Source organism: Sulfurospirillum oryzae (genome assembly GCF_025770725.1).
Classification (GTDB): Bacteria; Campylobacterota; Campylobacteria; order Campylobacterales; family Sulfurospirillaceae; genus Sulfurospirillum; species Sulfurospirillum oryzae.
The window spans coordinates 141,416-155,760 of sequence record NZ_JANZKZ010000004.1 but is presented as its reverse complement, the minus strand read 5'-3'; the positions used below and the strand labels follow the sequence as shown (position 1 = coordinate 155,760).

Below are 14,345 nucleotides of genomic sequence, written 5' to 3'. Positions count from 1 at the left end.
CAAAAAAAGCATGTTTTTGTTTTAAAATCTTTCTTTGACTTTGCTATTTTCATGCTATATACTTGATATATTATGGCTTTATAACCAAAATGTAAGGAGTTAAAATGGCTGATTTAATTTATCGTGTCAACATGACAAATCTTAGTTTTAAAATTGAAGAAGTTCCAACAGAATGGATGGGACTTGGTGGTCGTGCATTAACATCGACTATTGTTGCGAAAGAGGTTGATCCAGAGTGTCACCCATTGGGACCAAATAATAAACTTGTTTTTGCACCAGGTCTTCTTTCAGGAACATCTGCTTCTAATAGCGGTCGTAATTCGTGTGGAGCAAAAAGCCCATTAACAGGTGGTATCAAAGAGTCAAACGTTGGTGGAACCAGTGCACAAATTATGTCAAAGCTAGGTGTAAAAGCGCTTATCATTGAAGGTATGCCTAAAAAGAACGCTTTTTATCAATTACATGTCACTAAAAACAACGTCGAATTCATTGAAGTTCCAGAACTCGTTGGTAAAGACAACTATGCCGTATTGGACGCAATGGCAGCAAAATATGACAAAAAAGTTGCAGTGATGACGATAGGTCGTGTTGGTGAAATGCGTATGAACCTTGCTAACATCTCTGTTAAAGACCCTGGTGGAAAGCTAAGAAGTCACGGACGTGGTGGTTTAGGTGCTGTTATGGGTTCTAAAAAAATCAAATGTATCACTGTTGATGCAGCAGATTATAAAGAAGTAACCATTGCTGATCCTGAGAAATTCAAAGAAGCAAGTAAAATTTTCACTAAAGCACTTCAAGAAAACCCAATCAGTGGACAAGGCTTACCAGCATTTGGTACCAACGTTCTTGTTAATATCCTTAATGAGGCAGGTGGTCTTCCAACTCATAACTTTAGAGAAGGTAATTGGGAATTTGCTGAAAACATCTGTGGTGAGACAATGGCAGAAACCATTAAAGCAAGAGGTGGAAAAACAACCCATGGCTGTCATGCAGGCTGTGTTATTCAATGTTCACAAGTCTATAATGACAAAGATGGCAACTACCTCACATCAGGTTTTGAGTATGAGACCATTTGGGCTCTTGGATCTAACTTTGGTATCAAAGATCTAGATATGATTGCAAAAATCGATGGTCTTATGGATGATTTGGGTGTTGATTCTATTGAAGCGAGCGTTACACTTGGTCTTGCAGTTGATGCTGGCATTGTCGCTTATGGCGATGGTGAAAAAGCGTATGAGCTTTTATCAAAAGATTTGCCACAAGGAACACCAATAGGTCGTATTATCGGAAGCGGTACACATGTTTTAGGTAAAATTTATGGTTTAACACACGTTCCAACCGTTAAAGGTCAAGGTATTCCTGCGTATGAACCACGCGCTGTTAAAGGTCAAGGCATTACGTATGCGACTTCAACGATGGGAGCAGACCATACTTCAGGTTATGCGGTTGCTACCAACATTCTTAACAGTGGTGGTTATGTTGATCCACTCAAAAAAGAGGGACAAGTTGAACTTGCGCGCAACCTTCAAATTGCAACTGCAGCGGTAGATAGTACTGGTATGTGTATCTTCGTTGCGTTCCCAGCACTCGATGATCCAAAATGTCTACCAGCACTCGTTGATATGATCAATGCACGTTTTGGTTGTAGCCTCACAATTGACGATGTTGTTAATTTGGGTAAAACCATTCTTAAAACAGAGCATGAATTTAACATCAAAGCAGGTCTTGGTAAAGCAGATGACAGATTACCAGAGTTTATGAAATACGAAACACTTCCTCCTCACAATGCTATCTGGGACTTTAGCGGTGAAGAGATTGATGAGTTCTGGAATTTTTAATGATGACGGTCACTGTTAAGCTTTTTGCCCAATATCGAGATGGTCGATTTAAGGATGAAAAAATAGAGTATGCTAAAGGAACAACCGCACAAATGGTTGTAGATGCGCTAGAGCTTGAGGGTGTATCGCCACTGGGTGTTTTAATGGTCAATGGACGACATGTTGATCCATCTTATCATTTAAAAGAGGGCGACGAAATCGCCCTCTTCCCAAAAATTGGTGGTGGTTGATTAATGCTCTTTGAGCCCTGAGAGTAACCTGTAAGAACCAGGCGTACCTGGAGGGAGAAGAGCAACTCTATCGCCCTCTTGTAAAATCGTCTCTTTGGGAACGACAGTATGATTGACAAACACTGCTTCTACTTCATTGTTTTGAAACCCCAAGCTATCTATAAGTTCTTTAACACGCATACCTTGAACCACTTCGTATGGCGCTTCAATATGCGCGATACCTTGAACTTTCAGTTTCTCGCGCAAAAATGAAAAAGCATTGAGTATAATATGCATGTTATTCCTTTAAAAAATAAAATAAAACCAAGAATATTATACACCGAAAAGGAGTCCTTATGGAACTTTTAGATTTTTTAAAAAGTCATCTGGGCGAAGGTTTCTTACCACTTACAACGACGTTTGAAGCAATGAAAACCTTTACATGTAACTTTAGAGAAGTTGAAGAGATGGCTTTGAAACATGATATTTTACCGCTTCGATACAAACGCAATCAAAAGACCATTTCCACGGGGGAACAATACCGACTTTTTCATTCTACCGTGCTTATCATCGGATGTGGAGGCTTAGGTGGTTTTGTTTCTGAAATGCTAACGCGCATCGGTGTGGGGAATCTTATTTTGTGTGATGGTGATGTTTTCGAAGAACATAATATGAATCGTCAAAATTTTTCATCGCCTAAAACACTAGGATGCTTTAAAGCAGAAGTACTGAAAGAGAAACTTGAAGAAATCAATCCTGCTTTACATGTAAGAAGTATTACAACTTTTTTTGACCCAAAAACAGATGAAAATCTTATCAAAGAAGCCGATGTTGTCGTTGATGCGCTTGACAATCCTGATCTAAAATGCCTTCTTGCGAGACTCTGCTATGATAAGCAAAAACCTTTTGTCCATGGCGCTATTGCTGGGTACAGTAGTCAGTTTTCAACTTCTGCTTTGCTTGAGCCTCTCTACTCACAAAAAGGTGATGGTGTCGAAAAAAAAGTAGGAAACCCTTCTTTTACAGTGTGCTTTGCTGCCTCAATTCAAAGTACTGAAGTGGTAAAATTACTTTTAGGCAAACCTCATCTTCAAGCACCGCTTATGGGAGATTTATGGGATTATGAGTTAATTTTGCTATAATCGCAAAAAAATAGGAAACGAAACGGAATGCAACGACTCAAAGACTCTCTCTCTACTTTTCATGCACTCTGTTTAGGGATGATCTTTTCAACTCTTTTCGTTATAAAATTTGGACTTATCCCCACTTATGCTTACTACTTCATCTGGCAAAGCACTTTTGTTTTTCTTATTATTGCCATAGTTCTAAGCATTTATTTTAACAAAAGCAAACTCTTTGTTTTGCTTCTCTTCCCACTTTTTTTTACACTCTGTTTAGCCTTCCCCAACACTCTGTTTACAAAACTAAGCGTCCAAGCCTTTTGGCATATCGCTCCTTTAATCACGGCCCTTGGTTATCTTTTGATTTATGCGTTGCAAGAAAGGGGGCTTTTTAGTTCTTTTGGAACACTTCGTACGAGTATTGGGTTGATAATTCTTGGTATTGGCTACGCTGGTTTAAAATACTTTTCACCCGCACTTTTGCAAGCACTTGATACGCCTATTTTACATGTAAGCCTTCAAGGGCTTTCAAAGGCAAGCGATTTTATTTTGATTATTGCGATTATTTCATTACTTTTTGTCTTTTTAATCTCCCTTCTCTTTGAAATCCAAAGTCAAAAAGCTCCCTTTTGGATGCTTTTTGCGCAGATGGTTCCACTCCTATTTTTACAAGAGAGTAACCATTTTGTTCTCTTCTGCCTTGTCGCCTCATGGATCGCCATAGCAGCACTCGTTCACGATGCGTATCGGATGGCTTACATTGACACGCTAACCAATGTCCCCTCACGAAGAGCTCTAGAGGAGCGTTTTTTACGCTTAGGCTCACACTACATTATAGCCATGGTCGATATTGACTTTTTTAAAAAATTTAACGATAAGTTTGGGCATGATATAGGAGATGATGTTTTAAAACTGGTCGCTAAAGAGCTGACTCATGTGAAAAACGGTGGTAAAGTATATCGCTACGGTGGTGAAGAATTTACGATTCTTTTCAACGGAAAGAAAAAAGAAGAGTGTATTATGGCTCTTGAAGAAGTAAGAGAACATATTTTTAGAAGAGGTTTTGCCATTCGCGATAAAAATCGTCCTGAAAAAGCACCCAAAGAGCTTCAGTCATCAACCACGGTAAAGAAAGAGCGTCTTTCCGTTAGTATCGGTGTAGCCCTATCTGCTAAAGGAAAAACACCTCAGGAGATTATCAAAATCGCAGATGATGCTCTATATAAAGCCAAAGAGAGTGGACGTAACTGCCTTATTTGCTTATAATTTACACATAATAGCTTTTTTTGCTGTGATACAATGAACCAAAATATCCAAACAAGGAGTTCTTTGTGAATAGCTCGCTTAAATGCTCCATTGCAGAATGCAAGGCTCGACTTATAGAGATAGATTCTATGGATTTAGCGCAACTCGAAACTTATGCTACTAAATGCGCAACATGTGGAAATTGGATTTTAAAAGATGACCCTGTCGCCAATAAAACGTATGAAAAAGTTTCACTCAGATGGGCAGAAGAGTTTAATAACGCTTTGATTTCAAGGAAGGATTAAAAAATCCTTCCTTGAAAAATATTAATGTAGTTCGCTGTTAAGCTTGATTTCGCGTTTACTGCGTGTTGCCATAATCATACCATTAACGCTATTTTGGCGGAAATGAACACCATCCAGTCCTGAGAGCTCTAAACCTTTAAAGAAAAGTAATTCTTCTTTACCTGGCTTTTTGAGTTTTGCTTTTGGATTTGCTTCAATAATTTTAGTAAGTTCTCCTGCATGCACCCCGATTTTTGTACCCTCTAAAATCGCAATACCTGCATCTACGATACACGCATCCCCCAAAGGAATACCCGTAACCGAATTTGCGCCAAGCAGTGTGTTTTCACCAATGCTGACAGGGTTGCCATTGGTTCCACTAAGCACACCTAAAATACTAGCACCCCCACCTACATCGCTTCCTTTGCCTACCACAACGGAAGAGCTAATACGACCTTCGACCATCACCGCACCTGTTGTACCTGCATTGAAGTTCACATAACTCGCACCCGGCATAATGGTTGTACCCGCGTGAAGTTGCGCACCCATACGTACTTTACTTGCGTCTAAGATACGCGTATTGTCGGCTGGAATAATATGCGATAAGAAACGTGGGAATTTATCGACGGATTCAATAATCGGATACTCACCCAAAAGTTTCATTTCAACTTCGTGCATTCTCAGCCATGCAAGCTCTATAGGCTGTCCCATTGACCACGCAACATTTTCCAACACGCCAAACGCACCAGAGAGGTTTAAGGATCGAATCGGAGCTTTTCCACTTGAGAGCGCATAAAGTTTCAAATAAACTGCTTCGGGGCTAAGAGGCGCATCATCTTCAAATAAGAAAACAATTCGATAATCTTTTTTGAGTTTCTCCGTTTGTGCGATCCAATCAAGTGTTTTAATCACTTGAACATTTTTATGGGCTTCGCCAATCGCTTGGTTTAGATACGGGGTAAATGCATTCATCGCATTTTTAACAAACTTCTTTTTCACATCATAGACAAATTCGCTGCTTGAAAAATCCACCTCAACGTCACTGGCTTGAAGTGCGGCTATCATAATAGCCGCACTTCCAAAGTTTTCATTCCAGTTAACAACAGGGAAAGTTGCTTGTAAAATTTTTTCAGGGCTTAATTGTCCACGATCAACTCTAGCGATACCAAAACCAATCGGTTTACGGTATCCCTCTTGTGCTTCAATCTCTTTGACTAATGTTTTAAAATCTGCTTCATCAATTGTTACGCGTAATGCCATATCGTCTCCTTTAAGTCCTTACTTTTTCATACTTGAACAAGCACTTGGTGCACCATTAACACCCATTGTAGGCTGTATTGCCTCGTTGTTTGCGCCACCCTCTTCATTTACTTTTTCAATACACTCCCAAAGTTTACGAGCAGATGCTTGGTAGCGTTTTGCTGTTTCACTCTCAGGATGGAAGAAGCTCACTGGTTTTCCAGCGTCACCACCTTCACGAACTGCAGGCTCTATAGGAATCTCGCCGATAACAATTGTTTCGAACTTTTCAGCTAAAGGCTTGGTGGTTCCTTTTCCAAAAATATCATACTCTTTATTAGTCTCAGGGCAGATAAAACCGCTCATATTTTCCATAATTCCAGCGATGGGGATGTGAAGTTTTTGGAACATATCAAGGCTTCGCTCGGTATCATCAAGCGCTACTTGTTGAGGCGTTGTGACACAAATACCCGCAGTCACAGGAACACTTTGAGCGAGTGTCAACTGTGCGTCACCCGTTCCTGGAGGCATGTCGATGAAAAGAACATCCAAGTCACTCCACAAAATATCGCGAAGAAGTTGCTCGATTGCTTTCATAACCATCGCACCACGCCAGATGAGTGACTGACCGTTTTCCATCAAAGAGCCCATACTCATCATCTCAACGCCATAAGCAAGGATTGGTTTTACTTTTTGTCCAACAATTTCAGGATGCGTATCAACCACACCCATCATACGAGGCACGTTTGGTCCATAGATATCAGCATCTAAAAGCCCCACTTTTTTACCTTGACTTGCAAGGGAAATCGCCAAGTTAACCGTTGTTGTTGTTTTACCAACACCGCCTTTTCCTGAGCTTACCATCACAAAGTTTTTGATGTGCGGAGCCATGTTTTTGCCTGATTGTGAGTTGCTTTTCTCAACCGGAGCCTTAGGTTGCTTTACAACGATGTCAACACGTGCTGCACCAATTGCTTTGATAGCTTTTTCAATAGAACCTTTTAATTCGTCAGCAACCTCTTTGCTTGAGGAGACAATCTCAACTTCTATATAAACATTATTATCTGAAATATCGATATTTTTAACAAAACCAAATGTCACAATATCTTTCTCAAAACCTGGGTATTTAACGCCACCTAACGCGCTTAAAACTGCATCTTTATTTAACATTTTTTCAACCTCTATGCTTAAGTGATCACGGAATTTAACACAAAAAAGATAAAAAAAAGCTTTCAAAATGTATAATATTGTAACACTTCAGAAAAAAGGACAAAGTTTGCCCGATTTAGCGCTTGTAATGTTAGGGGCTGGTAGTTCAACGCGCTTTAACCAACGTGTCAAAAAGCAGTGGCTTCGCATTGATGATACTCCGTTATGGCTTTTTGCAACTCAAAATCTCCAACAGCTTTTTCCGTTTAAGCAAATTATTGTGACAACAACACCTGATGAACATTTTTATGCTGGAAAGTTTAGCGATACAATCACTTTTGTAGAGGGTGGTGCTACCAGACAAGAATCTCTTGCCAATGCCCTTTTACATGTAAAGACACCGTATGTACTGGTAAGTGACATAGCGCGTCCGTGTATCGACCAAGAGATGCTTGTGAGAATCTTATCTGAGATGGAAAACAATGATATTGTTGTTCCTTATCTGAGCGTTGTCGATACAGTCGTTTATGAAGGCACGACGATTAATCGCGATCAAGTCAAACTCATTCAAACACCTCAACTCTCGCGTACCGATATATTGAAAAAGGCACTGAACACATCAACACTTTACACCGATGATAGCAGTGCTATCAAAGCGATGGGAGGCAAAGTTGCTTATGTGCTTGGCAACCCTGAAGCCAAAAAGCTTACATGTAAAGAAGATATAAACGACATTCCCTGTCTCAAAGCCCCCTCTTCTTCTCATTTTACAGGACAAGGTTTTGATGTCCACGCTTATGAGGAAGGTAAAGTGATGATGCTTGGAGGTGTTCAAGTTCACGATACCATAGGCTTTAAAGCGCACTCTGATGGTGATGTAGCCATTCACGCTCTCATCGATGCTCTTTTGGGAGCTGCTGGAGCGGGCGATATTGGAGAGCTTTTCCCCGATAATGACCAACGTTATAAAAATATTGATTCAAAATTACTTCTAAGGGAGGTGTGTTCCTTTTTGGCAAAAGTGGGATTTGAGATCACACATTGCGATCTTACCATCATGGCAGAATTTCCGCGCTTGAGTGCGTTTAAAGACAAAATACGATTCTGTCTTGCTGACATTATGGCAATCTCTCCCATCCATCTGAACGTAAAAGCAACCACAACAGAAAAATTAGGCTTTGTCGGACGACAAGAAGGTGTTGCCGTTAGTGCAACGACTACATTAAAATATTATGATTGGAAGAATGTATGAAGATTTTAATCGTTGAAAACGAGATTTACCTCGCACAAAGTATCGCCTCCAAGTTGATGGAAATTGGACATTTATGTGAAATCGCTACCAGTATCAAAGATGCTCTCAAAGATGAAAAATACGATGCCATACTCCTCTCTACCAACATTTCAGGACAAAATTTTTACCCTGTTATCGAAAAACACCGCTCTTCTATCATCATTTTGATGATTTCGTATATCAGTAATGACACCGTCACCAATCCGATTAAAGCAGGAGCGTGTGATTACATCCAAAAGCCTTTTATGATTGAAGAATTGATTCGTAAGCTTCAGCATTTAAGTGACTTTAAAAACCTCAAAAAAGAGAATGAAACGTATAAAGAGTATGTCAAAAATCTTTTTAGCAGCGCTAATTTAGAGCCTCTTGATAAAAAAACAAAATTTCCTATTTTAATCAAAACCAATTTTCAAAAACACGCTGATGCCCTTGTCTTTAACTACGCACAGTCTCAAAATGAAACATTTACGTTTATCTCTTTAACGCAAGGCAATGCGTATGAGAAAATCGCACGTGCGGGAAGTGAGGAATTACTCTACATTATTGACCTTCAAAATCTTAAAAAAAGCGAAAAGCTAAAAGTCTATAACATCTTGGAAGGTAAACGTGCTATTATTTGTAGCACTGATCCTAACGAAGAGAGTGACTTTACAAAAATCGAAATCAACACTGATAGTAAGATATTAGACCAAGGTGATATTTTGTGTATTGATGATTATGTTAAATATGTCATTTTCAATTTCCAAAATAAATTTCCAGACACAGAACTCTCAAAAAAATTAGGAATATCGCGCAAAAGTCTATGGGAAAAAAGGAAGAAATATGGAATCAACAAGAAAAAATAACCGACAACTCTTTTTAGATAAAGAATTCATAGCAACTCTTGGCCTTGCCAAAGAAGGCATTTTATACCCTGTAGATAAACTGATGAATAAAGCAGAAGCCAAAGAGGTTGAGGAGAGTGGATACTACAAAGGAAAACCTTTTCCCTTCCCTTTCATTATTGCACCTGCGGGTGAGAAAAACAGAGAAGTACTCACCACCGCCTACAAAGGTGAGCCGCTTGATTTTATGGTCGATGGCAAGATCAAAGGCACTATTATTGTCGATGAAGTCTTTGAAGTGGATAAGAAAAAACGCATCGAGCAAATTTTTGGAACGTATGACATCTCCAATCCTGAGACGCAAACATTTCTTAAACGCCTTGGTGACATTGCGGTTTGTGGAGAGTATGAACTCCAATTTGATGATGTTAAAAATGTCAAAAATAAAATCGCCGATGCCAAAGCACAACTGGGTGCAAAAAATGTCTCTGCCATGATGATGAACGCAAAACCTTTTCATAGAGCGCATGAGCGCGTTATTCGTATTACGCTTGAGAAGTGCGATATGCTGGTCATTTTTATGCTCAAACCTTACAAACAAGATATCCTCTCTTATGATCTGCGTTTGAAAGCTTTGCAATATTTTGTCGACAACTATTTACCAAAAAATAGAGTGGTCATCGTTCCTTTTGAAAACACCTATCTCTTTACCAGTTATAAAAATGCTGTTTTAGATGCTATTTGTGCTTCAAATCTAGGGTGTAACAAACTTGTACTTGGTCAACACCATAGTGGTATTGGTGCTTACTACGATAAAAATGAGATGAAGTCTATTTTGGACCATTACGAAGATTTGGATATTGACATCGAAATTATCACTGAGTTTGTCTATTGTAACGAATGTAAGACCTTGGTAAGTACAAACACTTGTCCGCATGGAGGACATCATCATATCAAATACCATGCAGAATCTTTACTCGAAATATTAAAAGCAGGTATGCTACCTCCTGCCATTTTTATGCGTAAAGACATCTCAGCTCTTCTTTTGAGTGAGCTCTTTAAACATCGTTTTGCCAATATTGGCAAAATTTACGATGCTATTTTTCCTAATAGCGGACTTTTAGAAACACACGATGAACGCGATTTTTACCTTGAACTGATGCGCTTACATCAAACAACTTCACTCACTTAGGACACTTATGCCAAATGCTTTTTTGACTTTTTTATACACAGGGCTCTCCCCTAAAGCTCCTGGAACGGCGGGTTCACTGCTTGCTGTTATTGTAGGAGCACTTATTATTCAGTATGTTTCTATGGAAACGCTCGTACTTTTGAGTATTCTCTTTACGATTATGGGCATTAAACAGATCAATGCTTATGAAGCCAATGGCGGTGAACACGATGATAAACGCATTGTTATCGACGAAGTCGTTGGTGTATGGATCGCACTCATTCTAAGCTCAGGAACACTTGTCCAAATTGTCCTTAGCTTTGCATTTTTTCGTCTTTTTGATATTTGGAAACCCTCTTTAATTGGCAGAATTGACCAAAATGTGAAAGGTGGTTGGGGTGTTATCGGGGATGACATGCTTGCGGGTGTGATTGCAGGAATTTGCAGTGCTGGTACTTTCCAACTGCTTGAATACGCACAAAAAACTCTCTTAAACTAAAACATTACTTTTACATAATCTAAGAGCCATAAGCGACGTACGACTATACTTTTCCTATCTATTTAGGAAAGGAATAACACATGAAACACCTCTACAAACCGCTTATGGCATTGGCTCTTCTTTTCTCTTTTGCAGAGGCGAAAGAGTTTGTTATCGACAACACGCACTCCAACATTGGTTTTTCAGTCAAACACATGATGATCTCCAACGTAAAGGGTAACTTTAACACCTACACTGCTGACATCGACTTTGACACCGATAAAAAAGTTTTCAATAAACTCAGTGCTAAAATTGAAGCTTCATCCATTGATACAGGGATTACTAAACGTGATGATCATCTAAGAAGTAGCGACTTTTTTGATGCTGACAAGTTTAAAACGGTTGACTTTGTCATGACTTCAATGAAAGATGGCAAAGTGTATGGAAAACTTACCATTCATGGCGTCACCAAAGATATTGTCTTAGAGAGTAAGGTTCATGGTGTCATTAAAGATTTTCAAGGGCATCAGAGAGTTGGGTTTACATTAGAGGGCAAGCTTAACCGTAAAGATTTTGGTCTGACATGGAACAAAATCCTTGAAGGTGGCGGCATGACCGTTGATGAGAATGTTAACCTTTCGATTGATGTTGAAGCAATCGAGCTATAAAAGTTTAAAACCATCTCTTTCAAAAGGCTGGGCGAAGAGCATAAACTGCGCTTTCTCTTCTTCGCTCACCTCTAACTGCCACACCACACCATCGCTTTCAAATTCTCTTTTAACAATCGTTACATTGTGTGTTGACGTATAGTGCTCAAAGCGTGGTACGCGCGGATACTCAGTTTTACATGTAAGAACCTCTTTAAAGACAAAAGGGACAAGTTTAGCGTGCGCAATGACCTCTTTGGCACTGCTTCCATAGGCTCGCACCAACCCACCCGTTCCAAGCTTTATACCTCCAAAATAACGCACGATCAAAAGCCCCGCTTCAATGAGCTCAACACCGCGCATTACATTAAGCACGGGTGGACCAGACGTACCTTTTGGTTCACCATCGTCTGAATTATTTTCCACCACTTGGCGGTACTCATTATAAAAACGCTTTGCCCAAACGATGTGTGCTGCTTTGGGATGTTCATTTTTGAGCTTTACATGTAAAGATTCAAATGCACTCATTGGGCAAAGATACGCTAAAAATGTCGACTTTTTTTCTTCAACCTCAGCGGTATAAATCTGCTCTATGGTCTGCATTACACTCGCTCAATCACAACACGAATCTCTGCTGGCTTCGCATGATAAGGAGAGGACGTTACAATAAAATCAGCTCCTGCTTTGGCATACTCTGCAATATTTTTTTCGCCAACACCACCGGTTGCAGAAAAGAGCACTGCTGGAGAACTTTTACGCACTTCATAAATGCAGTTTTGCAACTGTTCTGGAGTCATTTTTTCACATTGCAAAATATCTGCACCAAGGTTTGCAAAATAGAGAGCTTCTTCACAATTTTCAACTTCAACGATGATTTTCTTCTCCAAAAATTTACGCTTCATTTTTAAAAATTGTGCTTCAAATGCGGCATCATTTTCAAAAAAAACACGGTGCTGTTTAAAAATGAGAACCGAATCATACAGCCCTAAACGGTGATGTGCGCCTCCGCCTGCATAAATTGCTTTTAAAGCGAGCTCTTTGGTGCGCGGGAAAATTTTACGGGTTGTCAGCAGTTCAACATGAGGATTTTCGGCTCTTGCAAGAGTGAGCATTTCATGTGTTTTCGTGGCAATCCCACAGGAGTACTCTAAGATATTTTGGCATACTTTCCAGACATAATGCAGATGCTCCGCATCCCCATAGGCTTCTAAAATGAGCTCATCTGCTTCCAGTTTATCGCCACTACTTTTAAAACGCTTGACTTGAAGGTTCATCTTTAGGCAAATCTCTTCAACCAGTTCTGCACCGCATAAAACAAGTGCTCGCTTGGGTGCAAAGGTAATTTTACCTTGCAAATGACCAATCTCCAACCCAACAGTGGTCATATCGATAAGCCCTATATCTTCACGTATCATGTCCATCATGCGAAAGCCTTTATTATTTAAAAATATTGTAACAAAAATAAGCTAAAGTAAATTTTCATTTTTTTGAAAAAAATGAAGTGCTGTAAAAACAGCCAAAGAGATAACAATTAAAATCGTACATAAAAGCAGTGCCAAAGGATAATCGCCATCGAAAACAGCATTGTAAATAGCTAAAGAGATGGTGTCTGTTTTCCCTACGATATTGCCACCTAGCATCAACGTAATGCCGACCTCGCCAAGTGCTCTCGCAGAAGCGATAAGAAGTGCCGCCATCACACTTTTTTTGATGGAAGGCAAAATAATAAAAACAAGGGTATGCAATCCACTTTTACCGCTGATATACGCTGCTTCTTTGATGGTTTTTGGAAAAAGTTCAATCGCAGATTGTAAGGGTTTGACCATGAGCGGCAAAGCGGCAACAAAACCCGCTAAAACAAGCCCATTAAAGTCAAAAATAAAGCGTATACCAAGAGGATTAAGATAACTTCCAAGCCAACCATGCTTTCCTAAAAGAAGCAACAGTAAAAAGCCAATAGCAATGGGCGGAAAGACCAAAGGAAGCGTTACTAAAGTTTCCATAAACCATTTGTACTTGAGATTCTCTTTTGAAAGAAAATAGGCTAAAGGAATTCCTATAACCACTAAAAGCAAAGCAACAACACTCAATGTTTTAAGGCTTAACACCAAGGGGTGCCAAATCTGCACCATCTCAAAGCCCATATTTCGTAAAAATTTCCTTAGCTTTGGGTGTTTGTAAAAAAGCGATAAAGTTTTGACACGCCTTATCAGCTTCACATGCTTTTAAACTTCCTGAGACGATCTCAATTTTGGTGTAGTACTCTTGAGGGATTTTGATGTATCCACCGATCTTATCGATGCTATCAAGCGCTGCGGTAAGGTTCATAATGCCCACATCCACCTCATGCGTACTCACGTAAGAGCTTACCTGAGGCACAGTTGCTACGATTAAGAGTTTTTCTTTTAGCGCATCATAAAGCTTTGCATTGTGCAAAAACTCCATACCCGCATCACCGTAAATCGCTTTTTTAGCTTCTGGCATCGCAATGGTTTTAATGCTCTCTTTTGTGATATCTTCAATTCCATCAAACCTAACACCCTTAGTGTATGCAATAACAGCAATGCCATCCCCTATTTTTTGATAGTTGGTAAAACTAAGCTCTTTTTGCTTCTCTAGAAACTTTTTATCGGCAATGATGAGCGCAATTTCTGTCTGTTTAGCTTGGGCAAAGATTTGCGCCATATTGCCATACATCGCATCTATCTTGCTATGCGTCATCTCTTCATAAACTTTTAAAACTTCCACGACTGGTTTTTTGTACCCAGCACCAACGGCAATTTTAAGATCATCCGCAAAAGCGTTGCACAAAAGAGCAATTGCCATGAAGCAGACTATTTTTTTCATTT

17 protein-coding genes are annotated in these 14,345 nt (G+C 39.5%); 10 read left to right on the top strand and 7 right to left on the bottom strand.

Going from position 1 to position 14,345, the window contains the following annotated elements; genetic code table 11:
* Positions 1–104: 104 nt before the first annotated feature.
* Both N0B29_RS10980 and N0B29_RS10975 read left to right on the top strand, forming a co-directional pair.
* Positions 105–1,838: an aldehyde ferredoxin oxidoreductase C-terminal domain-containing protein gene (locus N0B29_RS10980; protein ID WP_263833771.1), complete on the top strand. Its 1,734-nt coding sequence runs from the start codon at positions 105–107 to the stop codon at positions 1,836–1,838.
* Positions 1,838–2,068, top strand: a complete 231-nt coding sequence (locus N0B29_RS10975; RefSeq protein ID WP_263833770.1) for a MoaD/ThiS family protein — start codon at positions 1,838–1,840, stop codon at positions 2,066–2,068. The genes N0B29_RS10980 and N0B29_RS10975 overlap by 1 nt, the downstream gene beginning before the upstream one ends.
* Here N0B29_RS10975 and N0B29_RS10970 read toward each other — a convergent pair whose 3' ends face one another.
* Positions 2,069–2,344, bottom strand: coding sequence for a MoaD/ThiS family protein (locus tag N0B29_RS10970; protein ID WP_263833769.1), 276 nt, complete (start codon positions 2,342–2,344; stop codon positions 2,069–2,071). It lies immediately after the preceding gene.
* A 59-nt stretch (positions 2,345–2,403) separates the two neighbouring features.
* Here N0B29_RS10970 and N0B29_RS10965 point away from each other — a divergent pair, with 59 nt between their 5' ends.
* The 3 genes from N0B29_RS10965 to N0B29_RS10955 all read left to right on the top strand — a co-directional run bounded on the left by N0B29_RS10965 (position 2,404) and on the right by N0B29_RS10955 (position 4,718).
* Positions 2,404–3,189 carry a HesA/MoeB/ThiF family protein gene (locus tag N0B29_RS10965; RefSeq protein ID WP_263833768.1) on the top strand — a complete coding sequence of 262 codons (786 nt, stop codon included), beginning with the start codon at positions 2,404–2,406 and terminating at the stop codon, positions 3,187–3,189.
* 27 nt (positions 3,190–3,216) lie between these two features.
* The gene (locus N0B29_RS10960) at positions 3,217–4,434 is read left to right on the top strand and encodes a GGDEF domain-containing protein (protein WP_263833767.1); all 1,218 of its coding nucleotides are present in this window, start codon (positions 3,217–3,219) and stop codon (positions 4,432–4,434) included.
* A gap of 65 nt (positions 4,435–4,499) precedes the next feature.
* Positions 4,500–4,718, top strand: a complete 219-nt coding sequence (locus N0B29_RS10955) for a hypothetical protein (RefSeq protein WP_263833766.1) — start codon at positions 4,500–4,502, stop codon at positions 4,716–4,718.
* 21 nt (positions 4,719–4,739) lie between these two features.
* Here N0B29_RS10955 and N0B29_RS10950 read toward each other — a convergent pair whose 3' ends face one another.
* A complete protein-coding gene (locus N0B29_RS10950) occupies positions 4,740–5,957 on the bottom strand; it encodes a tetrahydrodipicolinate N-succinyltransferase N-terminal domain-containing protein (RefSeq protein ID WP_263833765.1) in 1,218 nt (405 codons plus the stop codon).
* Between the two features lie 18 nt (positions 5,958–5,975).
* Complete coding sequence (locus tag N0B29_RS10945; RefSeq protein ID WP_263833764.1) at positions 5,976–7,106, bottom strand: Mrp/NBP35 family ATP-binding protein; 1,131 nt, start codon at positions 7,104–7,106, stop codon at positions 5,976–5,978.
* A 106-nt stretch (positions 7,107–7,212) separates the two neighbouring features.
* Between N0B29_RS10945 and N0B29_RS10940 the strand changes: the two genes are divergently transcribed.
* The 5 genes from N0B29_RS10940 (at position 7,213) to N0B29_RS10920 (ending at position 11,517) form a co-directional block, all read left to right on the top strand.
* The gene (locus N0B29_RS10940) at positions 7,213–8,337 is read left to right on the top strand and encodes a bifunctional 2-C-methyl-D-erythritol 4-phosphate cytidylyltransferase/2-C-methyl-D-erythritol 2,4-cyclodiphosphate synthase (RefSeq protein ID WP_263833823.1); all 1,125 of its coding nucleotides are present in this window, start codon (positions 7,213–7,215) and stop codon (positions 8,335–8,337) included.
* Positions 8,334–9,221 carry a response regulator gene (locus tag N0B29_RS10935; protein WP_263833763.1) on the top strand — a complete coding sequence of 296 codons (888 nt, stop codon included), beginning with the start codon at positions 8,334–8,336 and terminating at the stop codon, positions 9,219–9,221. The genes N0B29_RS10940 and N0B29_RS10935 overlap by 4 nt, the downstream gene beginning before the upstream one ends.
* Positions 9,199–10,392 carry a sulfate adenylyltransferase gene (locus N0B29_RS10930; RefSeq protein WP_263833762.1) on the top strand — a complete coding sequence of 398 codons (1,194 nt, stop codon included), beginning with the start codon at positions 9,199–9,201 and terminating at the stop codon, positions 10,390–10,392. Before N0B29_RS10935 ends, N0B29_RS10930 begins: the two co-directional genes overlap by 23 nt.
* Before the next feature lie 7 nt (positions 10,393–10,399).
* Complete coding sequence (locus tag N0B29_RS10925) at positions 10,400–10,870, top strand: phosphatidylglycerophosphatase A family protein (RefSeq protein ID WP_263833761.1); 471 nt, start codon at positions 10,400–10,402, stop codon at positions 10,868–10,870.
* Positions 10,871–10,950: 80 nt separating this feature from the next.
* Positions 10,951–11,517 carry a YceI family protein gene (locus N0B29_RS10920; RefSeq protein WP_263833760.1) on the top strand — a complete coding sequence of 189 codons (567 nt, stop codon included), beginning with the start codon at positions 10,951–10,953 and terminating at the stop codon, positions 11,515–11,517.
* Here the strand turns inward: N0B29_RS10920 and N0B29_RS10915 are convergent.
* Genes N0B29_RS10915 through modA form a run of 4 tightly spaced genes read right to left on the bottom strand, consistent with a single transcriptional unit; the run spans position 11,512 to position 14,343 of the window.
* Positions 11,512–12,099, bottom strand: a complete 588-nt coding sequence (locus tag N0B29_RS10915; RefSeq protein WP_263833759.1) for an IMPACT family protein — start codon at positions 12,097–12,099, stop codon at positions 11,512–11,514. The genes N0B29_RS10920 and N0B29_RS10915 overlap by 6 nt on opposite strands.
* The gene (gene modD / locus N0B29_RS10910) at positions 12,099–12,920 is read right to left on the bottom strand and encodes a ModD protein (protein ID WP_263833758.1); all 822 of its coding nucleotides are present in this window, start codon (positions 12,918–12,920) and stop codon (positions 12,099–12,101) included. The genes N0B29_RS10915 and modD overlap by 1 nt, the downstream gene beginning before the upstream one ends.
* A gap of 42 nt (positions 12,921–12,962) precedes the next feature.
* Positions 12,963–13,628 (bottom strand): molybdate ABC transporter permease subunit, encoded by a 666-nt coding sequence (gene modB / locus N0B29_RS10905; RefSeq protein WP_263833757.1) that lies wholly within the window; start codon positions 13,626–13,628, stop codon positions 12,963–12,965.
* 1 nt (position 13,629) lies between these two features.
* On the bottom strand, positions 13,630–14,343 hold the full coding sequence (gene modA / locus N0B29_RS10900) for a molybdate ABC transporter substrate-binding protein (RefSeq protein ID WP_263833756.1): 714 nt from the start codon (positions 14,341–14,343) through the stop codon (positions 13,630–13,632).
* Between the last annotated feature and the right edge of the window lie 2 nt (positions 14,344–14,345).